The organism is Pseudomonas sp. 273 (genome assembly GCF_029201425.1).
Classification (GTDB): Bacteria; Pseudomonadota; Gammaproteobacteria; order Pseudomonadales; family Pseudomonadaceae; genus Pseudomonas; species Pseudomonas delhiensis.
In genome coordinates this window covers 6,598,363-6,619,619 of the sequence record NZ_CP116775.1, presented here as the reverse complement: position 1 = coordinate 6,619,619, position 21,257 = coordinate 6,598,363, and the positions used below count along the sequence as shown (strand labels likewise).

At 68.6% G+C, this 21,257-nt stretch carries 15 protein-coding genes and 2 pseudogenes; 5 read left to right on the top strand and 12 right to left on the bottom strand.

The window, feature by feature from the left end; translation table 11 throughout:
• Window positions 1-34: 34 nt before the first annotated feature.
• On the top strand, window positions 35-1,069 hold the full coding sequence (locus tag PKO50_RS30305; protein WP_275628075.1) for an ABC transporter substrate-binding protein: 1,035 nt from the start codon (window positions 35-37) through the stop codon (window positions 1,067-1,069).
• A 39-nt stretch (window positions 1,070-1,108) separates the two neighbouring features.
• Here the strand turns inward: PKO50_RS30305 and PKO50_RS30300 are convergent, their stop codons facing one another.
• From PKO50_RS30300 to glyA, 8 genes and pseudogenes are all read right to left on the bottom strand, one after another.
• The gene (locus PKO50_RS30300; RefSeq protein ID WP_275628074.1) at window positions 1,109-1,681 is read right to left on the bottom strand and encodes a DUF1993 domain-containing protein; all 573 of its coding nucleotides are present in this window, start codon (window positions 1,679-1,681) and stop codon (window positions 1,109-1,111) included.
• A gap of 644 nt (window positions 1,682-2,325) precedes the next feature.
• On the bottom strand, window positions 2,326-3,525 hold the full coding sequence (fdhA, locus tag PKO50_RS30295; RefSeq protein ID WP_109934634.1) for a formaldehyde dehydrogenase, glutathione-independent: 1,200 nt from the start codon (window positions 3,523-3,525) through the stop codon (window positions 2,326-2,328).
• A 338-nt stretch (window positions 3,526-3,863) separates the two neighbouring features.
• Window positions 3,864-4,720 (bottom strand): annotated as a pseudogene (locus PKO50_RS30290) (formyltetrahydrofolate deformylase).
• Window positions 4,721-4,775: 55 nt separating this feature from the next.
• Window positions 4,776-5,411: a sarcosine oxidase subunit gamma family protein gene (soxG, locus tag PKO50_RS30285; RefSeq protein WP_275628073.1), complete on the bottom strand. Its 636-nt coding sequence runs from the start codon at window positions 5,409-5,411 to the stop codon at window positions 4,776-4,778.
• A gap of 118 nt (window positions 5,412-5,529) precedes the next feature.
• A pseudogene (locus PKO50_RS30280) lies at window positions 5,530-8,549 on the bottom strand (sarcosine oxidase subunit alpha).
• Between the two features lie 2 nt (window positions 8,550-8,551).
• The gene (locus PKO50_RS30275; protein WP_009614657.1) at window positions 8,552-8,875 is read right to left on the bottom strand and encodes a sarcosine oxidase subunit delta; all 324 of its coding nucleotides are present in this window, start codon (window positions 8,873-8,875) and stop codon (window positions 8,552-8,554) included.
• A 134-nt stretch (window positions 8,876-9,009) separates the two neighbouring features.
• Window positions 9,010-10,260 (bottom strand): sarcosine oxidase subunit beta, encoded by a 1,251-nt coding sequence (locus tag PKO50_RS30270; protein ID WP_109934638.1) that lies wholly within the window; start codon window positions 10,258-10,260, stop codon window positions 9,010-9,012.
• Window positions 10,261-10,385: 125 nt separating this feature from the next.
• Window positions 10,386-11,639 carry a serine hydroxymethyltransferase gene (glyA, locus tag PKO50_RS30265; protein WP_275628072.1) on the bottom strand — a complete coding sequence of 418 codons (1,254 nt, stop codon included), beginning with the start codon at window positions 11,637-11,639 and terminating at the stop codon, window positions 10,386-10,388.
• 386 nt (window positions 11,640-12,025) lie between these two features.
• Between glyA and PKO50_RS30260 the strand changes: the two genes are divergently transcribed.
• Window positions 12,026-13,042, top strand: coding sequence for a GlxA family transcriptional regulator (locus tag PKO50_RS30260; RefSeq protein ID WP_275630550.1), 1,017 nt, complete (start codon window positions 12,026-12,028; stop codon window positions 13,040-13,042).
• A gap of 57 nt (window positions 13,043-13,099) precedes the next feature.
• Here the strand turns inward: PKO50_RS30260 and PKO50_RS30255 are convergent, their stop codons facing one another.
• From PKO50_RS30255 to PKO50_RS30240, 4 genes are all read right to left on the bottom strand, one after another.
• Entirely contained in the window at window positions 13,100-14,401 is a 1,302-nt protein-coding gene (locus tag PKO50_RS30255; protein WP_177412070.1) for an MFS transporter, read from the bottom strand.
• A gap of 321 nt (window positions 14,402-14,722) precedes the next feature.
• Window positions 14,723-15,934, bottom strand: coding sequence for a M24 family metallopeptidase (locus tag PKO50_RS30250; protein WP_275628071.1), 1,212 nt, complete (start codon window positions 15,932-15,934; stop codon window positions 14,723-14,725).
• Window positions 15,935-16,233: 299 nt separating this feature from the next.
• On the bottom strand, window positions 16,234-16,953 hold the full coding sequence (locus PKO50_RS30245; protein ID WP_275628070.1) for a helix-turn-helix domain-containing protein: 720 nt from the start codon (window positions 16,951-16,953) through the stop codon (window positions 16,234-16,236).
• A 10-nt stretch (window positions 16,954-16,963) separates the two neighbouring features.
• A complete protein-coding gene (locus PKO50_RS30240; RefSeq protein ID WP_275628069.1) occupies window positions 16,964-18,340 on the bottom strand; it encodes an L-serine ammonia-lyase in 1,377 nt (458 codons plus the stop codon).
• A gap of 168 nt (window positions 18,341-18,508) precedes the next feature.
• On the opposite strand from PKO50_RS30240, the gene PKO50_RS30235 reads away from it, so the two are divergent.
• From PKO50_RS30235 to PKO50_RS30225, 3 genes are all read left to right on the top strand, one after another.
• A complete protein-coding gene (locus PKO50_RS30235; RefSeq protein WP_275628068.1) occupies window positions 18,509-19,168 on the top strand; it encodes a hypothetical protein in 660 nt (219 codons plus the stop codon).
• A gap of 321 nt (window positions 19,169-19,489) precedes the next feature.
• Window positions 19,490-20,539: a low specificity L-threonine aldolase gene (locus tag PKO50_RS30230; RefSeq protein WP_275628067.1), complete on the top strand. Its 1,050-nt coding sequence runs from the start codon at window positions 19,490-19,492 to the stop codon at window positions 20,537-20,539.
• Between the two features lie 167 nt (window positions 20,540-20,706).
• Entirely contained in the window at window positions 20,707-20,979 is a 273-nt protein-coding gene (locus tag PKO50_RS30225; protein WP_275628066.1) for a hypothetical protein, read from the top strand.
• Window positions 20,980-21,257: the final 278 nt, after the last annotated feature.

Genomic DNA, 21,257 nt, shown 5'->3' with positions numbered 1-21,257 from the left:
CCAACAACGCCAACCGGCTGTGGGAGTTCGTTCCATGAAATCGTCCTTGCATTGCATCCTCGCCTGCGCGGTCCTCGCCGCCACCGGCGCCGCCCAGGCGCAGGATCTCACGGTGATCTCCTTCGGCGGCGCCACCAAGGCCGCCCAGGACAAGGCCTACTTCAAACCCTTCGATGCCAGCGGCGCCGGCAAGGTGATCGCCGGCGAGTACAACGGCGAGATGGCCAAGGTGAAGGCCATGGTCGACGTCGGCAAGGTCACCTGGGACGTGGTCGAGGTGGAAAGCCCCGAGCTGCTGCGCGGCTGCGACGAGGGCCTGTTCGAGCGCATCGACCCGGCCGCCATCGGCGACGAGTCGAAGTTCGTCCCCGGCACCTTCAGCGAGTGCGGCGTGGCCACCTACGTCTGGTCCATGGTCATGGCCTACGACAGCAAGCGCCTGGCCAAGGCGCCGACCTCCTGGGCGGACTTCTGGAACGTCAAGGACTACCCGGGCAAGCGCGGCCTGCGCAAGGGCGCCAAGTACACCCTGGAGGTGGCCCTGCTGGCCGACGGCGTGAAGCCCGAGGACCTGTACAAGGTGCTGGGCACCGCCGATGGCGTCAGCCGCGCCTTCAAGAAGCTCGACGAGATCAAGCCCTACATCCAGTGGTGGGAAGCCGGCGCGCAACCGCCGCAGTGGCTGGCCGCCGGCGACGTGGTGATGAGCGCCGCCTACAACGGCCGCATCGCCGCCGCGCAGAAGGAAGGCGTGCCGCTGGCCATCGTCTGGCCGGGCAGCCTCTACGACCCGGAATACTGGGCGGTGGTCAAGGGCACGCCGAACAAGGCCCTGGCCGAGAAATTCATCGCCTTCGCCAGCCAGCCGCAGACGCAGAAGGTGTTCTCCGAGAACATCCCCTATGGCCCGGTGCACAAGGGCACCCTGGAACTGCTGCCGGCCGACGTCCAGGCCGCCCTGCCCACCGCCCCGGCCAACCTGCAGGGCGCCCGCTCGGTGGACTCGGCCTTCTGGGTCGACCACGGCGAGGAACTGGAACTGCGCTTCAACGCCTGGGCGGCGCGCTGACGGCCGCTGCAGGTGCCCGGCGAGCCGGGCACCGCGGCCTCAGCCCTGCGGCAGCGTGCCCGGGCGGACGTAGGCCAGCACGTGCGCGACGTAGTCGGCCTTGCCCAGTTCGACGCCCAGGCTGCGCAGGATGGCGTAGGCGGTGATGCAGTGGAAATAGAACTGCGGGAACGACCAATCGCGGGCGTACTGCTCGCTGTCCATGTCGAAGATGATGCCGTTGGGCAGGTCGAGCGCGATCGGCGCCTCGGGCCGGCCATCGAGCGCATCGCCGGGCAGGTCGGCGAGCGCTGCCAGTGCTTCGGCGATGCAGGCCTGGGCCTCGGCCAGGGTGCCCGGCCGCTCGTTCGACGCCCAGCCGTCGTTGCGCACCTGTAGCCACGCCTGCGGAACGGCCAGGCCGCGTAGCCGGTAGGTCGGCTCCAGCGCCTGGAAGCAGGCGAAGCGCACCTGCGCGGCCAGCGGGTACATGTCCGGCGCCAGGCGTTGCGCCATCAGCCCGTCGACGTCGTTGCCGGCGGCGCTTTCCCGGGCGGCGGCCTTGTCGAGCCATTGCGACAGGTTCTGCAGCATGTGGGTGAACGAGGGGACGAGAAGGCGGGTCAGCGACATGGCGGGCTCCGGGAAAGGGGAGCCGTCAGCTTAGTCCGGGCTCGCCGGCCGTGCTGCGCCATGAAGTCCCTGTCGTACTCGGCCTGCAGTGGATATCGCGGACGGAGTCCGCTCCTACACTTCCAGGGAAGCACGGCTTTTCGTAGGATGGCGTGTACCGGCTGTGAGTCCTTTGTCTCCGGCCGACTCCAGCCTCCCCGTACACGCCGAACGGTCCCCTCTCCCTCCGGGAGAGGGTTAGGGTGAGGGGGCCGTTGAGGCACGGAGTATCCCTGTAGGCGCGGATTTATCCGCGATTGCGCCGGCAGGGCCTTGCTCGCGAACAGACGCGGTGCCATGCGGTTCGCGAGCAAGCTCGCTCCTACGAAGAGCATGCGGCGCGTGCTGGCTGTGAGTCCTTTGTCTCCGGCTGACTCTAGCCTCCCCGTACACGCCGAACGGTCCCCTCTCCCTCCGGGAGAGGGTTAGGGTGAGGGGCCGTTGAGGCACGGAGCGTCATGTTTACCGTAGGAGCGGGCCCTGCCCGCGATTCGCGCGCAGGGCGCGCTCCTACAGGGGAATGCGGCGCAAAAAAAGGGAGCCCGAAGGCTCCCCTGGAGAGAAACCGCGGCGGGGGACGCCGCGGTCGGAGCGTTGGCCGCGGGTTACGCGGCGCGGAACAGGTTGTGCGGGTCGATGACGAATTTCTTCGGCACGCCGGCGTCGAATTCGCCGTAGCCTTTCGGCGCGTCGTCCAGGGTGATGACTTCCACCCCGACGATGTCGGCGATCTTGATGCGATCCCACATGATCGCCTGCATCAGCTGGCGGTTGTACTTCATCACCGGGGTCTGGCCGGTGTGGAAGCTGTGGGACTTGGCCCAGCCCAGGCCGAAGCGGATGCTCAGGGCACCATGCTTGGCGGCGTCGTCCACCGCGCCCGGGTCCTCGGTGACGTACAGGCCCGGGATGCCGATCTGGCCGGCCACGCGGGTGATGCCCATCAGCGAGTTGAGCACGGTGGCCGGGGCCTCGTGCTGCGAACCCGAGTGGCCGTGGCCGCGGGCCTCGAAGCCCACCGCGTCGACCGCGCAGTCCACTTCCGGCTCGCCCAGCAGGTCGGCGATCTGCTCGTGCAGCGGGGTGTCCTTGGACAGGTCGGCGATCTCGAAGCCCTGGGCCTTGGCGTGGGCCAGGCGGGTCGGGTTGACGTCGCCGATGATCACCACCGCGGCGCCCAGCAGGCGGGCGGAGGCGGCAGCGGCCAGGCCCACGGGGCCAGCCCCGGCGATGTACACGCTGCTGCCCGGGCCGACGCCGGCGGTGACCGCGCCGTGGTAGCCGGTGGGCAGGATGTCGGACAGGCAGGTCAGGTCGCGGATCTTCTCCATGGCCTTCTCGCGGTCCGGCAGCTTCAGCAGGTTGAAGTCGGCGTAGGGCACCAGCACGTATTCGGCCTGGCCACCGACCCAGCCACCCATGTCGACGTAGCCGTAGGCGCCGCCGGCGCGGGCCGGGTTGACCGTCAGGCAGACGCCGGTGTGCTGCTCCTTGCAGGTGCGGCAGTGGCCGCAGGCGACGTTGAAGGGCACCGAGACCAGGTCGCCGATCTTCATGGTCTCCACGCCGCGGCCGATCTCCACCACCTCGCCGGTGATCTCGTGGCCGAGCACCAGGCCCTGGGGCGCGGTGGTGCGGCCGCGCACCATGTGCTGGTCGGAGCCGCAGATGTTGGTGGAGACCACCCGCAGGATCACCCCGTGGTCGATCTGCTTGCCCTGCGGGTCCTGCATCTTCGGATAGGGGATGTTCTGCACCTCGACCTTACCTGGGCCGAGATAAACCACACCACGATTGCCAGACATACGCATTCCTCTTTGTCGTTGTGGGTACAAATGCGCGGCGCGGCGGCCACGCGGCTTTGCACTGGGATGTCGTCTGTTGCGCGACAGGGCCGGGGTACAGCTGGCAGCCGGCGGGTCTGTCGGTGTTGCCTGTTGCTGGTTCCCCGCGTTCGCGGGATGACGGGGGAGGGTGGTGTTCCCCCGTCGTCATTCCCGCGAACGCGGGAACCCAGAGTCGTGTCGGGAGTGAAGCCCCAAGAGCCCCTCTCCCCAACCCTCTCCCGCAAGCGGGAGAGGGGGCTTGTTCGGCGCGGGCTCGACATGCGGCACCCGCCTGCAGCTTGCAGCCTGCAGCCGCTTTAAAGGACCACCGTCCGATTGGCGTTGAGAAAGACCCTCCGCTCGATGTGATAGCCCACCGCCCGCGCCAGGGTCAGGCACTCGACGTCGCGGCCCTTGGCGATCAGGTCCTCGGGGTAGTGGGCGTGGTCCACGGCCTCGACGCCCTGGGCGATGATCGGGCCCTCGTCGAGGTCGTTGTTGATGTAGTGGGCGGTGGCGCCGACCAGCTTGACGCCCTTCTGGTACGCCTGGTGGTAGGGCTTGGCGCCCTTGAAGCCGGGCAGCAGCGAGTGGTGGATGTTGATCGCCCAGCCGTCCAGCCTGCGGCACAGCTCCGGCGAGAGCACCTGCATGTAGCGGGCGAGGATCACCAGTTCCGCGCCGCTTTCCTCGATCACCCGCCAGACCTTGGCTTCCTGCCCGGCCTTGTCGTTCGGGTCGAGGGCGAAGTGGTGGTAGGGGATGCCGTGCCAGCGCGCCAGGGGTTCCAGGTCCGGGTGGTTGGAGACCACCGCCACCACGTCCATCGGCAGCTGGCCGATGCGCTGGCGGTAGAGCAGGTCGTTCAGGCAGTGGTCGGCCTTGGAGACCATGATCACCACCTTGCTGCGGTAGCCCGGCGGGGTCAGCTCGGTCTTCATCTGGAAGGGCTCGACGCGCTCGGCCAGGCTGGCGCGGAAGGCCGCCTCGTCGAAGCCCGAGGGGCGCGGAACTCCACGCGGATGAAGAAGCGCTGGGCCAGGCGGTCGTCGAAGGAGTGGTGCTCGGTGACGTAGCACTGCTGTTCGAACAGGTGGCGCGTCACCACGTCGACGGTGCCGAGCAGGCTCGGGCTGTCGGCGGTGAGGATCCAGGTATCGGGGGTGCGGCTCATGGCGTGGCTCCGGTGGCGACGCGGGAGGGCGGGCCGGCTGGCCCGCCCGCCGGGATCAGGCGGCGATCTGCAGGCCGTACTCGGCGCTGGCGTCCTGCAGCCACAGCCAGAAGTAGTCGGCGAAGCTGCGGCGCACCACCAGTTCCCAGGTGTCCTCGCCGGTGTGGCGGATCACGCACTGGGACTTGGCGAAGATGCTGCCCACCGCCTTGCCCACCGGGAAGTTGCTCGGGTGCACGTCGTAGCTGGTGGACTTCATCAGCAGCTCGCGCACCTTCGGCCCGGAGAGCTCCAGCAGGGTCTGCCCGCCGCCGACGTTGACCACCGAGTAGTGCAGGTCTTCGCCGAGGGTTTCGCGCAGTTTCTTCTCCACGGCGAATTCCTCGCCGCCGGGGACGATCAGCAGCCACTCGTCCGGGCCCAGCCACTGCAGCGAGGTGTCGCCCTTGGCCACCAGGGTCAGGGCCACCGGCAGCTCCAGGCCCAGGGCCTTGTGCACGCCTTCGGCGAAGGCCGCGTCATGGGCGCTGCCGCGCAGCACCAGGTGGCCGAGCAGCTTCTTCTCGCGCAGGGTGACGCCCGCATTGGCGACGCTGCGCGAGGCCAGCTTGTCCAGCTCGGCGTGGTGCAGCGGGGTCTCGACTTTCACCCCGGCCTCGGGGCATTGCTGGTAGAGGTTCGCTTTGCTCATGTTCTGTTCACCTTGGGATTCTGGCGCTTTCCCTCTCCCCAGCCCTCTCCCGGAAGGGAGAGGGGGCGGATCGGCTTTTGCTTGCAGCTTGCGGCTTGCCGCCTGGAGCTGCTTTCAATCAATCCACGTTCTGCCGCTCGCCTTTCGGGTCGTAGAACACCGAGCTGCAGATTTCCGCCTCGATCACCCGGCCGTCGACCAGGGGCGCGTAGACCTTCTCGCCCATGCGCTTCAGGCCGCCCTTGACCACCGCCAGGGCGAAGCCGTAGCCGAGGGTACTGCTCATGTAGCTGGAGGTGACGTGGCCGACCATGTTCATCGGGATCGACTGCTGGGTGGTGAACACCAGCTGGGCGCCTTCGGGCAGCACGTCCATGGGGTTGGTAGGTTTCAGCCCGACCAGCTGCTTGCGGTCCTCGCGCAGGCAGTCGGCGCGGTTCATGCCACGCCAGCCGATCCACGAGAAGGGCTTGGTGCGGCCCACGGCCCAACCCATGTTGAGGTCGTCCGGGGTCACCGAGGCGTCGGTGTCCTGGCCGACGATGATGAAGCCCTTCTCGGCGCGCAGCACGTGCATGGTCTCGGTGCCGTACGGGGTCAGGTTGTACTTCCTGCCGGCCTCGACTATGGCTTCCAGCACGCCCATGGCGTAGTTGGCCTGGATGTTCACCTCATAGCTCAGCTCGCCGGTGAAGGAGATGCGGAACACCCGCGCCGGCACGCCGGCTACCTTGCCTTCCTTCCAGGTCATGAAGGGGAAGGCGTCCTTGTCCAGGTCGATGTCGGTGACCTCGGCCAGCAGCTTGCGGCTGTTGGGGCCGGACAGGGTCAGGGTGGCCCAGTGGTCGGTGACCGAGGTGAAGTACACCTTCAGTTCCGGCCATTCGGTCTGGTGGTACAGCTCCAGCCACTCCAGCACGCGGGCGGCGCCGCCGGTGGTGGTGGTCATGACGAAGTGGTTGTCCGCCAGGCACGCGGTCACGCCGTCGTCGAAGACCATGCCGTCTTCCTTGCACATCAGGCCGTAGCGGGCCTTGCCCACGTCCAGCTTGGTCCAGGCGTTGGTGTAGACGCGGTTGAGGAACTCGCGGGCGTCCGGGCCCTGGATGTCGATCTTGCCCAGGGTGGAGGCGTCCAGCAGGCCCACCGACTCGCGCACCGCGCGGCATTCGCGGGCCACGGCGGCGTGCATGTCCTCGCCGGCCTTGGGGAAGTACCAGGGGCGCTTCCACTGGCCGACGTCCTCGAACTCGGCGCCGTTCTTCACGTGCCAGGCGTGCAGGGCGGTGAAGCGCACCGGCTCGAACAGGTGGCCGCAGTGGCGGCCGGCCACGGCGCCGAAGGTCACCGGGGTGTAGTTCGGGCGGAACATGGTGGTGCCGGTCTCGGCGATGCTCTTGCCCTGGGCGCGGGCGGCGATGGCCAGGCCGTTGATGTTGCCCAGCTTGCCCTGGTCGGTGCCGAAGCCCAGCGCGGTGTAGCGCTTGACGTGCTCGATGGACTCGAAGCCCTCGCGGCAGGCCAGCTCGATGGCCGCGGCGGTGACGTCGTTCTGCGGGTCGACGAACTGCTTGGGTGCACGGGAGGTGGGCTTCTCGTGGGGCACCTGGAACAGCGCCACGGTCGGCTCCTCGACCCGCTCGGAAGCCTTCGGCAGTTCGCCGGGCGCGGCCTTGAAGCCGGCGTCCTCGGCGGCCTGGGTGCCGGCGTTGTAGCCGTCCTGCAGGTTGTCGGCGAGGCGGAGCACGCCGTTCACGGCGCCGGCGCAGATGCGCTTCTGCAGGCCTTCGCCGGGGACGAAGGCGAGGATGTCCTCGCGCCACTCGGGCTTGCCGCCCAGGTGCGAGGCCAGGTGCACCACCGGGCTGTAGCCGCCGGAGCTGGCGATCAGGTCGCAGTCCAGCCAGTCGCCGGGGGCGGTGACTTTCAGGCGGATGGGGTCGATGGCGGCGATCTTCGCGCCGGTCACGCGCTTGCTGCCGCGTGCTTCGATCACTGCGCTGCCGGTGATGACGCGCATGCCGCGCTTGCGGGCTTCTTCCACCCACTCGCCGCGCGGGTTGGCGCGGGCGTCGGCGATGGCCACCACTTCCAGGCCGGCTTCCTGCCAGTCCAGGGCCACGCGGTAGGCGTAGTCGTTGTTGGTGGACAGCACCAGCTTCTTGCCCGGCGCCACGCCGTAGCGGCGCACGTAGGTGGAGACGGCGCCGGCCAGCATGTTGCCCGGCAGGTCGTTGTTGGCATATACCAGCGGCCGCTCGTGGGCGCCGGCGGCCAGCACCACGCGCTTGGCGCGCACCCGGTGCACGCGGTGGCGCACCTGGCCCAGCGGGGCGGTTTCACCGAGGTGGTCGGTGAGGCGCTCGTGGATGGTGAGGAAGTTGTGGTCGTGGTAGCCGTTCACCGTGGCGCGCGGCAGCAGCACGACTTCAGGCAGCGACTTCAGCTCGGCCAGCACCTGTTCCACCCATTCGGCGGCGGGCTTGCCGTCGAGGGTCTCGCGGGTGTCCAGCAGGCTGCCGCCAAATTCTTCCTGCTCGTCGGCCAGGATCACCCGGGCGCCGCTGCGCGCGGCGGCCAGGGCCGCGGCCAGGCCGGCGGGGCCGGCGCCGACCACCAGCACGTCGCAGTGGCGGTTCATCCAGTCGTAGCTGTCCGGGTCGACCTCGGTGGGCGCGCGGCCCAGGCCCGCGGCCTTGCGGATGTACTTCTCGTACGTCAGCCACATGGACTGCGGGTACATGAAGGTCTTGTAGTAGAAGCCGGGGGCATCATCTTGCCGCCGACCTTGCCGAACACGCCCATCAGGTCGTTCTGCACGTTCGGCCAGCCATTGGTGCTGCTGGCCGCAAGGCCGGCGTACAGGGCCTGCTGGGTGGCGCGCACGTTGGGCACCTGGGTGGCCTCGCGCGAGCCGATCTGCAGGATGGCGTTGGGCTCCTCGGCGCCGGCCGCGACTATGCCGCGGGCGCGGGAGTACTTGAAGCTGCGGCCGACCACGTCGACGCCGTTGGCCAGCAGGGCGGCGGCCAGGCTGTCGCCGGCGAAGCCCTGGTATTGCTGGCCGTTGAAGGTGAAGGTCAGCGGCTTGCTGCGGTCGATGCGACCGCCACGGGAAAGGCGATTGATCTGGCTCATGTTCAGGCCTTCGCGACTGCGGGCTGGGCGGCGGGTTTCTTCTCGGCGCTGGTCACGCTGGGTTTCTCGCCGATCTTGTAGGTTTCGAGGATCTCGTAGGTCACGGTGTGGCGGGTGGCGTTGAAGTACTGCCGGCAGCCGGCGGCGTGCACCCACAGCTCGTGGTGGATGCCGCGCGGGTTGTCGCGGAAGAACATGTAGTCGCCCCACTCCTCGTCGGTGCAGGCGCCGGGGTCCAGCGGGCGCGGGATGTGCGCCTGGCCCTTGGCGTGGAATTCCTCTTCGGAGCGCAGCTCGCCGCAATGGGGGCAGAAGATGTGAAGCATGGTCTAAACCTCCGGGGTTGCCTTCCGTGGGAGGCGGGGCGCCGGCTCTTCGCCGAACCACCCTCTCCCGCCCTTCGGGCACCCTCTCCCGCAAGCGGGAGAGGGGAATCAGTTGTCGCCCTGCGGGCGAGTGTTCAATGAGCTACTGCCGCAGCGCCGTGCTCGTCGATGAGCGCGCCACTGTGGAAACGTTCGATGGAGAAGGGTGCGGCCAGCGGGTGCGGCTCGCCGGTCGCCAGGGTGGCGGCGAAGACGTTGCCCGAGCCGGGGGTGGCCTTGAAGCCGCCGGTGCCCCAGCCGCAGTTGAAGAACAGGTTCTTCACCGGGGTCTTGCCGATGATCGGACAGGCGTCCGGGGTGGTATCGACGATGCCGCCCCACTGGCGGTTCATGCGCACCCGCGAGAGCACCGGGAACATCTCGACGATGGCCTGCAGAGTGTGCTCGATCACCGGGTAGGAGCCGCGCTGGCCGTAGCCGTTGTAGCCGTCGATGCCGGCGCCGATGACCAGGTCGCCCTTGTCCGACTGGCTGATGTAGCCGTGCACGGCGTTGGACATGATGACGCTGTCGATGATCGGCTTCAGCGGCTCGGAAACCAGCGCCTGCAGCGGGTGCGATTCGATCGGCAGGCGGAAGCCGGCGAGCTTGGCCATGTGCCCGGAGTTGCCGGCGGTGACCACGCCGACGCGCTTGGCGCCGATGAAGCCGCGGTTGGTCTCGACGCCGATCACCGCGCCGTCCTGCTTGCGGAAGCCGATGACTTCGGTCTGCTGGATCAGGTCCACGCCCAGGGCGTCGGCGGCGCGGGCGAAGCCCCAGGCCACGGCGTCGTGACGGGCCACGCCGCCGCGGCGCTGCACGGTGGAGCCCATGACCGGGTAGCGGGCGCTCTTGGTGCAGTTCAGGTAGGGGATTTCCTCGGCCACCTGCTGGGCGTTCAGCAGCTCGCCGTCCACGCCGTTGAGGCGGTTGGCGCTGACGCGTCGCTCGCCGTCGCGCATGTCCTGCAGGGTGTGGCAGAGGTTGTAGACGCCGCGCTGGGAGAACATGACGTTGTAGTTGAGGTCCTGGGACAGGCCCTCCCACAGCTTCATGGCGTGCTCGTAGAGCTGCGCCGACTCGTCCCACAGGTAGTTGGAGCGGACGATGGTGGTGTTGCGCGCGGTGTTGCCGCCGCCCAGCCAGCCCTTCTCCACCACCGCGATGTTGCGGATGCCGTGTTCCTTGGCCAGGTAGTAGGCGGTGGCCAGGCCGTGGCCGCCGCCGCCGACGATGACCACGTCGTACACCGGCTTGGGCGTGGGCGTGCGCCACATGCGCTGCCAGTTCTCGTGGTGGCTCAGTGAGTGCTTTAACAGGCCGAAGCCGGAGTAGCGTTGCATGTGGGTGCTCCTGGTATCTCTAGGCGGCCCTTTCTTTTCGTAGGAGCGAGCTTGCTCGCGAATGGCCCCGCAGCGGGGGTTGGTTCGCGAGCAAGCTCGCTCCTACAAGGAGGGCAGCGGGAATCTCAACGATAGACCGGGAAGTCGGCGCACAGCCCGGCGACCTGGGTGGCCACCTTGGCCTCGACGTCGGCATCGCCCAGGTGGTCGAGCACGTCGCAGATCCAGCCGGCCAGCTCGCGGCACTGGTCTTCCTTCAGGCCACGGCTGGTGATGGCCGGGGTGCCGACGCGGATGCCCGAGGTGACGAAGGGGCTCTGCGGGTCGTTCGGCACGGCGTTCTTGTTGACGGTGATGCCCACGCGGCCGAGGGCGGCGTCGGCTTCCTTGCCGGTCAGGCCCTGCTTGACCAGGCTGATCAGCATCAGGTGGTTGTCGGTACCGCCGGAGACCACGTCGTAGCCGCGGTCGATGAACACTTCGGCCATGGCCTTGGCGTTCTTGATCACCTGGGCCTGGTAGTCCTTGAACTCCGGCTCCAGGGCTTCCTTGAAGCACACCGCCTTGGCGGCGATCACGTGCATCAGCGGGCCGCCCTGGGCGCCGGGGAACACCGCGGAGTTGAGCTTCTTCTCGATCTCCTCGTTGGAACGGGCCAGGATCAGGCCGCCGCGCGGGCCGCGCAGGGTCTTGTGGGTGGTGGTGGTGACCACGTCGGCGTAGGGCAGCGGGTTCGGGTACAGGCCGGCGGCCACCAGGCCGGCGACGTGGGCCATGTCGACGAACAGCAGCGCCCCGACCTTGTCGGCGATGGCGCGGAAGCGCGGGAAGTCGAGGGTCTTGGAGTAGGCGGAGAAGCCGGCGACGATCATCTTCGGCTGGTGCTCCACGGCCAGGCGCTCGACCTCGTCGTAGTCGATCAGCCCGGTGGCGGTGTCCAGGCCGTACTGCACGGCGTTGTACAGCTTGCCGGAGGAGGAGACCTTGGCGCCGTGGGTCAGGTGGCCGCCGTGGGCCAGGCTCATGCCCAGGATGGTGTCGCCGGCGTTGAGCAGCGCCAGGTACACGGCCGAGTTGGCCGAGGAGCCGGAGTGCGGCTGGACGTTGGCGTAGTCGGCGCCGAACAGTTGCTTGGCGCGGTCGATGGCCAGTTGCTCGACTTTATCCACGTGCTCGCAACCGCCGTAGTAGCGCTTGCCCGGGTAGCCCTCGGCGTACTTGTTGGTCAGCCCGCTGCCCTGGGCCTGCATGACGCGCTTGCTAGTGTAGTTCTCCGAGGCGATCAGCTCGAGGTGGTCTTCCTGGCGTTCTTCCTCGGCGGCCATGGCGGCGAAGAGTTCGTCGTCGTAGCCCTGGATCTGGTCATGCTTGCTGAACATCGCGGTCTCCGTGCGACAGGCGCGTCGCTTGTGGGTGGAGGCTGCCCTGACCGCCCGCGCCGGGGGCCTGCGGGGCTCGGCGCGAAGGGGTCGGTATTAGCCAGTTGTGATCGATTGTGCTCAATAGCCCGCCCCCCATTTGCCTGTTTGCGACGTCAAAATGCCCAAACCTACCCACGCGCTGCACCGCCCGTCCCTGCTTCGTCTGCGCCGGGCCCGCGGCGGCCGCGAAGGCGTCGGCGCGACATCGACAAGGGTGTAAGCTTGAGGCCGGCATCGCCCCCGCGCATGTCGCAGAAGAACAAGAAAAGCAGGCTGCCCTGACTGCCGTCGCCCCGCCCCGCGGAAATCGCCGCGCCAGCCATCGCAGTGGAGGTATCGAAATGATGCTCAGCGCTGTACCGACCCGCGGCCGCGAACGTCTCCCCGACGCCGTTCCGGCCACCGCCACCAGGACCTTCGGCTTCCTGCTGGTGCCCAACTTCACCACCATCGGCTTCGCCTCGGCGGTGGAAACCCTGCGCATGGCCAACCTGGCGGCGCACCGGCCGCTGTACCGCACCCTGCAGATCGCCGCCGACCTGGAGCCGGTGCGCGCCAGCAACGGCATGCGCGTGGTGCCCGACCACGGCATCGAGGCGGTGCCGCACCTGGATGCGCTCTTCGTGGTCGGCTCCAACCCCATCCCGGCCAAGTGCGACCGGCGCCTGCTCGACTGGCTGCGCAAGCTGGCCCGCCAGGGCGTGCCGCTGGGCGGCATTTGCACCGGCAGCCACCTGCTGGCCAGCGCCGGGCTGCTCAAGGACTACCGCTGCACCATCCACTGGGAAGACATCGAGCAGCTCAAGGAGCGCTTCCCCGGCATCGTCATCTCCAACCAGCTGTTCGAGCTGGACCGCGACCGCTACACCTGCTCCGGCGGCACCGCGGCCATGGACATGACCCTGCAGCTGATCGCCCGCGAGCCGGGCGGGGTGGAGATCGCCACCCGCGCCGCCGAGCTGCTGCTGTGCGACCGCATGCGCGGCTCCCGCGAGCAGCAGCGCATCCCCCTGCGGCAGAAGCTGGGCAGCGCCCAGCCCAAGCTGAGCCAGATAGTGGCGATCATGGAGGCCAACCTGGAGGAGCCGCTGGAGCTGGAGGAGCTGGCGCAGCTCAACGAGGTGTCGGTGCGCCAGCTGGAACGGCTGTTCCACAAGTACCTGCAGCGCACCCCCAGCCAGTACTACCTGGAGCTGCGCCTGAACCGCGCCCGCGACCTGCTGCTGCGCAGCGAGGCGCAGATCCGCGAGATCGCCCTGTCCTGCGGCTTCGCCTCGCCGGCGCACTTCTCCAAGTGCTACAGCCGCTTCTTCGGCTGCTCGCCGCGCAGCCAGCGCAAGCAGAGCCCGCTGGGGGCCTGAAACGCGAAAAGCCGTACCCTCGCGGGTACGGCCTTGCGCTCATTGCCACGGGCCGGCTCAGTCCTCCATCGGCCGGTGCGCCGTCTCCCGCACGCAGAGCATCGCCAGCAGCGCCACCGCCGCCGCGGCCACCAGCATCCAGGCCGGCGCCAGCTTGTTGCCGGTGAGGCTGATCAGCCAGGTGGCGATGAAGGGCGCGGTGCCGCCGAACAGCGCGTTGGCGGTGTTGAAGCTGAAGGCGAAGCCGGTGTAGCGCACGCGGGTGGGGAAGATCTCCGCGAGGAAGCAGGGCAGGGTGCCGTCGTTCATCGCCAGCATCAGGCCGAAGCCGATCTGGATCAGCAGGATGAAGGCGAAGCCCTGGTCGCCCAGCAGGCGGAACAGCGGCACGGTGAGCGCCAGGAACAGCAGCGAGGCGGCCACCAGCATGGTCTTGCGGCCGAAGCGGTCGGACAGCTTGCCCATCAGGAAGATGAAGCCGATGTAGGTGGCCAGCGACACGGTGGAAGCGAGGAAGGAGTCGCTCTCGCTCATGCCCATCTCGGCGGACAGGTAGGTCGGCATGTAGCTGAGGATCAGGTAGAAGGCCACCGCGTTCAGGCAGGTGGCGCCCACGGCTACCAGCAGTTGCTTGCGGTGGGTGCCGAACAGCTCGCGGATGGGCGTGCGGTGCTGGCCCTGCCTGTGCTCCATGGCCGCTTCCATCTCGCGGAACTTGGGCGTGTCGGCCAGGTGCAGGCGGATGTAGCGGCCGATCAGGCCCAGGGGCGCGGCCAGCAGGAAGGGCAGGCGCCAGCCCCATTCGTGCAGCTGGGTGCTGTCCAGGTGCGCATACAACTGCGCGGCGAACAGCGAGCCCACCAGCAATCCGGCGGCGGTGCTGGCCGGCACCAGGCAGGTGTAGAAGCCGCGCTTGCCTTCCGGGGCGTACTCGGCGAGGAAGGCCGAGGCGCCGGCGTATTCGCCCGAGGCGGAGAAGCCCTGCACCAGGCGGATGGCCAGCAGCAGCCCGGGCGCCGCCAGGCCGACCTGCGCGTAGCCGGGCAGCAGGGCGATGCAGAAGGTCGAGCCGGACATGATCAGGATCGACAGCGACAGCGCGTTGCGCCGGCCGAAGCGGTCGCCGATGTGGCCCCAGACGATGCCGCCGATGGGCCGCACGATGAACGACAGGGCGAACACCGCGAAGGCCGCCAGCAGGCCGGAGACCTTGTCGGTCTGCGGGAAGAACACCACGGCGATGACCGCCGCCAGGTAGCCGTAGGCGGCGTAGTCGAACCACTCGACGAAGTTGCCCATGAAGGCCGCGCTGGCGGCCCGGCGCAGGACGCGGCGTTCCTCGCAGAGGGGGGCGTTCATGGCGGTTCGGCCGTAGGCCAGGGGTTGCTGGGAGAGGCTCATTGCGCACCCCCCGGGCGTTGCGCCGCCGGGCGTGCGTGGGAATCAGTGTAGTGCCGCGTGGGGATGTCGGGGGCGCCGCTGGCGCCGTGCGGGAAGGTGACCATTGCCCATACCTCTGTTGTTATCGAAATGGAAGTTCGGCAGCGGGTGAGTCATGGCTTGCGCGGGTACGGCGGGCGCAGCCTCTTGTTGTCGTTATCGGTCGTGGCACCGCCATTGGCGGTGGTGCTTGCTCCAGAAGCGAACGAGCCGCGTGCTGTGCGCACGCGGCTCGCGGGGTCATTTACGGATGATGTTGCGCTGCGGCCCGTAGGGGAACCGGGTGATGTTCTCGGCGCCCTGCTGGTTGACGATCAGGATGTCGTGCTCGCGGTAGCCGCCGGCGCCCGGCAGGCCCTCGGGGAGCATGATCATCGGCTCCATGGAGACCACCATGCCCGCTTCCAGCACCGTGTCGATGTCCTCGCGCAGCTCCAGGCCGGCCTCGCGCCCGTAGTAGTGGCTGAGGGTGCCGAAGGAGTGGCCGTAGCCGAAGGTGCGGTACTGCAGCAGGTCGTGTTCCAGGTAGATCTCGTTCAGCTCGCGGGCGATGTCGCAGCAGCGCGCGCCCGGCCGGATCAGCTTCAGGCCGGCCTCGTGCACCTTCACGTTGACCTCCCACAGGCGCAGGTGCTCGTCGGAGCAATGGTCGAGGAACAGGGTGCGTTCCAGCGCGGTGTAGTAGCCGGCGATCATCGGGAAGCAGTTCAGGCTGAGGATGTCGCCCTTGTTCACCTTGCGCGAAGTCACCGGGTTGTGCGCGCCGTCGGTGTTGATGCCGGACTGGAACCAGGTCCAGGTGTCCATCAGCTCGCCATCCGGGAAGCGTTTGGCGATCTCGCGGACCATGGCCTGGGTGGCATGCAGGGCCACCTCGTATTCCGGCACCTGGTCGTGCAGCGCCTCGACCACCGCGGCGCCGCCGATGTCGGCCACCTGGGCGCCGTGGCGGATGATGGCGTGTTCCTCGGCGGACTTGATCATGCGCATGCGCATGCAGGCGGCGGCCACGTCCACCAGCTCGGCCTCGGGGTAGCGGGCGGCGAGCTTGTCGCGGTTCTGCAGGTTCAGGTGGTCGAACTCCACGCCGATGCGCCGGGCCCTGGGCAGGGCCTGCTGGATGGCGGTGAAGTAATTGTCGCGCTGCCAGTCGGTGTAGACGATGTTGTCGGTGCCCTGGGTGCGGCGCCAGGGCTGGCCGCCGTCGATGTTGGCGCTGATGCTGACCACGGCGTCCTGGGTCACCACCAGGGCGTAGGGGCGGCCGAAGGAGCAGTAGAGGAAGTCGGAGTAGTAGTTGATGTTGTGGTAGGAGGTGAAGACCGCGGCATCGATGCCCGCCTCGGCCAGGTGGGCGCGCAGCCTGGCCTGGCGGTTGGCGTATTCCTGCTCGGAGAAGGTCGGGCGGACCTTCTGGCCGTTGCGGATCCTGATCGTCTGGGGCATTTGCATGGCGTACGTCCTCGCTGCTTCTTGTCGGTCGACGCGCCTTTCTGGCCCGTCGTTGGAAGGCATTGCAGCAGAAGGCCGGGGCGCTCTTTTGCACGAATCCGACCCGAACTTGGACGTATCCGCTCGGCCCGCATCGGGGCGCTCTGCGTAGGATGGGTTGAGCGAAGCGATACCCATCAGGCCATGGCGATGGGTATCGCAAGCTCAACCCATCCTACGGGGGTGTTTTCTGCGCCGGAAAAAAAGGCCCGCGACGTGCTGCCGACACGTGCGGGCCTGTGGTGCAACCGGGAAAGTGGCTAGTGCAGCGCTGCCTGGCGCCGCTCCTGGGTGGGCGGGCGGCCGAAGTGCTCGCGGTAGCAGCGGGCGAAGTGCTGCTGGCAGGGGAAGCCGCAGGCCCGCGCCACCTCGGCCAGCGGCCGGGCGCTGCCGCGCAGCAGCTGGCGGGCGTGGGCCAGGCGCAGGCGCTGGTAGTAGCGCGCCGGCGTGCACTGCAGGTAGCGCTGGAACAGGCGCTCCACCTGGCGCCGCGACAGGCCCAGGGTGGCCGCCAGCTGCGGCATGCCCAGGGGCCGCGTGAGGTGCGCGCGCATCAGCGCGATGGCGCGCTGCAGGCCGGCATGGGGTGGCGCGGCGGCCTGGGTGGCGCCCAGGCTGCGTTCCTCGTCGAGGATGGTGCGCACGGCCTGGGCCAGCGCCAGGCCCTGGCTGCGGCCGATCAGTTGCAGCAGGGCGCTGGCGCAGTCGCCGTCGTCGCTCGCCGGGCGGCAGCCTTCCGGGCCGCAGAGCACCAGCAGCTCGGCGGGCGGGCGCTGCGCGAGGCTGGCGTCGCAGTTCACGCACAGGCCGCTGCTGGCCCTGACCGCGCCGCCGTCCAGGCTCAGCAGGGCCCAGCCGAGGCGGCTGGCGCCGGCCAGCAGGTTGGCCTGGCGCAGCGGCTCCAGGGCCAGCGCCAGGGCGAACAGGTCGAAGCCGTCCTGCAGCAGGAAGTTCACGTGGGCCGGGGCGGTGTCGTGCATGGCGCTGCCCTCAGCACTCGATGATGCTGACGGCCAGGCCGCCGCGGGAGGTTTCCTTGTACTTGTCGTGCATGTCGGCGCCGGTGTCGCGCATGGTGCGGATGGCCTGGTCGAGGCTGATGAAGTGCTGGCCGTCGCCGCGCAGGGCCATCTGGGCGGCGTTGATGGCCTTGACCGCGGCGATGGCGTTGCGCTCGATGCAGGGCACCTGGACGAGGCCGCCGACGGGGTCGCAGGTGAGGCCGAGGTTGTGCTCCAGGCCGATCTCGGCGGCGTTCTCGACCTGCTCGGGGCTGGCGCCGAGGACCTCGGCCAGGCCGGCGGCGGCCATGGCGCAGGCGGAGCCGACCTCGCCCTGGCAGCCGACCTCGGCGCCGGAGATGGAGGCGTTCTTCTTGCACAGGATGCCCACCGCGGCGGCGGCGAGGAAGAAGTCCACCACGTCCTGCTCGCTGGCATCGGGGTTGAAGCGCATGTAGTAGTGCAGCACCGCCGGGACGATGCCGGCGGCGCCGTTGGTGGGGGCGGTGACCATGCGTCCGCCGGCGGCGTTCTCCTCGTTCACCGCCAGGGCGTAGAGGTTGACCCACTCCATGGCGCTGAGGGTGGAGCCGATGACGTTGGGCTTGCCGATCTCCAGCAGGTTGCGGTGCAGGCGGGCGGCGCGGCGCTGCACGTTGAGGCCGCCGGGGAGGATGCCCTCGGCCTTGAGGCCACTGTTGACGCAATCCTGCATGGCGCGCCAGATGCGCAGCAGGCCGTCGCGGGTGTCGGTGTCGCTGCGCCACATGCGCTCGTTGGCGAGCATCAGCTGGGAGACGCGCAGGTTGTGGCGGCGGCACAGCTGCAGCAGCTCGGCGGCGCTGTCGAAGTCGTAGGGCAGGCGGGTGCTGTCCTGGTCGAGGGAGCCGGCGGCGGCCTGCTCGGCGTCGACGACGAAGCCGCCGCCGATGGAGTAGTAGGTGTCGGCATGGAGTTCCTGGCCGTTCTCGTAGGCGACCAGGCTCATGGCGTTGGGGTGGTAGGGCAGGTTCTCCTCGAGCAGGCGCATGTCGCGGACCCAGTCGAAGGGGATGCGCCGTTCGCCGGCCAGGACCAGCTCGCCGCTGCCGAGCAGCTCGGCCATGCGCGGGGCGATCTGGCCGGGGTCGATGCGGTCGGGCCATTCGCCCATCAGGCCCATGATGACGGCGCGGTCGGTGCCGTGGCCGACGCCGGTGGCGGAGAGGGAGCCGTAGAGCTTCACTTCGATGCGCTCGACGCGCTCGAGCAACTGGCGTTCGCGCAGGGCGGCGACGAACAGGGCGGCGGCGCGCATGGGGCCGACGGTATGCGAGCTGGAGGGGCCGATACCGATCTTGAACAGGTCGAACACACTGATGGCCATGCCGGGGCTCCTCGAATGGCGATGCCGCTGCCGCCGATTCTCGACTGCCTGCCCGGGCAAAAGATGTCCGTTCCCGACCCGAAAATGCACCTGGCTGCCACAGGGCCACTGCTGCACGCCGCGCCGCCCAGCGGCTAGAATGCCGCCACTGTCAAACCCGAGGACGCCATGAAACGCTCCCTGATCCTGCTCAGCGCCCTGATGCTCGGCGCGACCCTCCACGGCTGCGGCGGTGGCGACGACAAGGCCAAGGCCGAGAAGGCCGCCGCCGCCGCGGTGCCGGCCGACAGCTGCAGCGGCCACCCGCTGGAGAAGGCCCTGCCGCCGAGCAAGGAAATGTACGGCTACCCGTTCATCTCCCGCGAATGCGGCTACAACGACGCCAAGCTGGTCTACGGCACCGCCGACGGCAGCCGCCACCTGGAGATCAGCCTGATCGACACCGGCATGCCGGCCCCGGCCCAGGACGCCAACAGCGAGCAGGCCATCGCCTACCGCGGCGTGCAGGACAAGCTGCGCGACATGACCCATTCCAGCCTGACGCTGCTGAACAAGACCCGCGAGACCGCGATCAGGAATGGCACCGCCGACAAGTTCGGCGGCGAGGACTACCTGCCGGTGATCGACACCACCCGCATGGGCGACCCCCTGGGCATAGTCGCCCCGGCCAAGGGCGAGGCCGGCGAGTCCAGCCTCACCGGGCTGATCAAGGGCCGCTACGTGCTGACCCTGAGCACCCCGGACAAGCCCAACGGCGGCAGCACCCAGTCCATGCGCCAGCTGTTCGTGCCCATCGTCGAGCAGATGAAGCTGACGGCGTTGCCCTGATCGGCCGCCTGCGGCGTTATCCGCCGAATCGCGGACAGAGTCCGCTCCTACGGTTACAGGGAAGCACGTGCGTAGGAGCAACTGTCTTGCAGGCTGCGCCGCCTCTTTCCAACCCGTCGGGCACCGGCGTTCCGGCCGGCGGCGGATAACCGCGAACGGTTATTCGCCCTACGGTCGAGCACGGACGTAGGAGCGGACTTTGTCCGCGATTGGATTCCCCGGCCACGCCGGACGCCCCGGTGGCACGAACGGCCCCCGCTCCTACAAAAGCCACGATTTCGCTACGCTGCCTGTGGATGACTTTCCCCGAGGCAGCTTTCGATGTTCGACAATTCCCAGCAATTCGCCAGCGACAACTATTCCGGCATCTGCCCCGAAGCCTGGGCCGCCATGGCCGAGGCCAACCGCGGCCATGAGCGGGCCTACGGCGACGACCAGTGGACGGCGCGCGCCTCAGACCACTTCCGCGAGCTGTTCGAGACCGATTGCGAGGTGTTCTTCGCCTTCAACGGCACCGCCGCCAACTCCCTGGCCCTGGCCGCCCTGTGCCAGAGCTACCACAGCGTGATCTGCGCCGAGACCGCCCACGTCGAGACCGACGAGTGCGGCGCCCCGGAGTTCTTCTCCAACGGCTCCAAGCTGTTGCTGGCGCGCACCGACGCGCAGGGCAAGCTGACCCCCGCGGCGATCCGCGAGATCGCGCTGAAGCGCCAGGACATCCACTACCCCAAGCCGCGCGTGGTGAGCATTACCCAGGCCACCGAGGTCGGCACCGTCTACCGCCCGGACGAGCTGGGCGCGCTCAGCGCCACCTGCCGCGAGCTGGGCCTGCACCTGCACATGGACGGCGCGCGCTTCTCCAACGCCTGCGCCTTCCTCGGCGCCTCGCCGGCGGAGCTGACCTGGAAGGCCGGCGTCGAGGTGCTGTGCTTCGGCGGCACCAAGAACGGCATGGCGGTGGGCGAGGCCATCCTGTTCTTCGACCGCGCCCTGGCCGAGGGCTTCGACTACCGCTGCAAGCAGGCCGGCCAGCTGGCCTCGAAGATGCGCTTCCTCGCCGCGCCCTGGGTCGGGGTGCTGCAGGACGAGGCCTGGCTGCACTACGCCAACCACGCCAACCAGTGCGCGCGCCTGCTGGCGCAGCGGGTGGCCGACGTGCCGGGCGTGCAGCTGATGTTCCCGGTGGAGGCCAACGGGGTATTCCTGCAGATGTCCGAGCCGGCCCTGGAAGCCCTGCGCCAGCGCAGCTGGCGCTTCTACACCTTCATCGGCGCCGGCGGCGCGCGCTTCATGTGTTCCTGGGACACCGAGATCGAGCGCGTCGAGGCCCTGGCGCGGGACATCCGCGAGGTGATGGGCGCCGCCGCCTGAGTTGTCCACCGAATCTGTCGAAAACCCTGTGCGCAGCCTGTGGCCGGGCTGTGCGCAGGTGGCTTGCGGCCGCGTGGCGCCTGGGCCGGGCCAGGGCGCTCGGGGTTTGCCCGGCGGGCCGGATTCTGCCCCCGAAATCTGTTGGCCGCGTTGTGGATAAAGTGTGCATGAATGCCTTGGCGCCAGGCCCGGCGAGGCCTGCGCGCGGCTGTACGTTTTTCGACCTGAATTTGCCCGCGGGCCTTGATTTCCAAGCACTTGCCATCGGCTTCCGGCCGCCGGCGAGTTGCCCACAAAGGCTGTGGAGCGAGGCGCGGGAAAGCTGTGGAAAAGCTGTCGGTGAATGGCTGCGCGAACGAAACGGCGGGGCCTGCCGGGCATTGCTGGTTTTTTCGCCAACGGCCCTGTCCGTGGGCGCTGCGGAAAAAACCGGCGGCTAATGGTCGCGGGCTGTCCACGGCTTCTGTTGAACGGCCTGTGGCAAAGCTGTGGATAAACTGCTACTGGACAGGCTTTACGGGGCTTGAGCAGGACTGCCCAAAAAATCGCCAGCATTGCGCTGAAAGTCCCATGGCGCAGGGCTTTCCAGCGTCTTCGACGCGGCTGTGGAACTGTCCACACTGGCTGTGGAAGCGGCCTTCAGCAAGCTGTGGAAAAGCTGTGGTGAAACGGCTGTGGCAGGCATGCCCGCTGGGCTCGCGGCGCTTGGCTGTTTTTT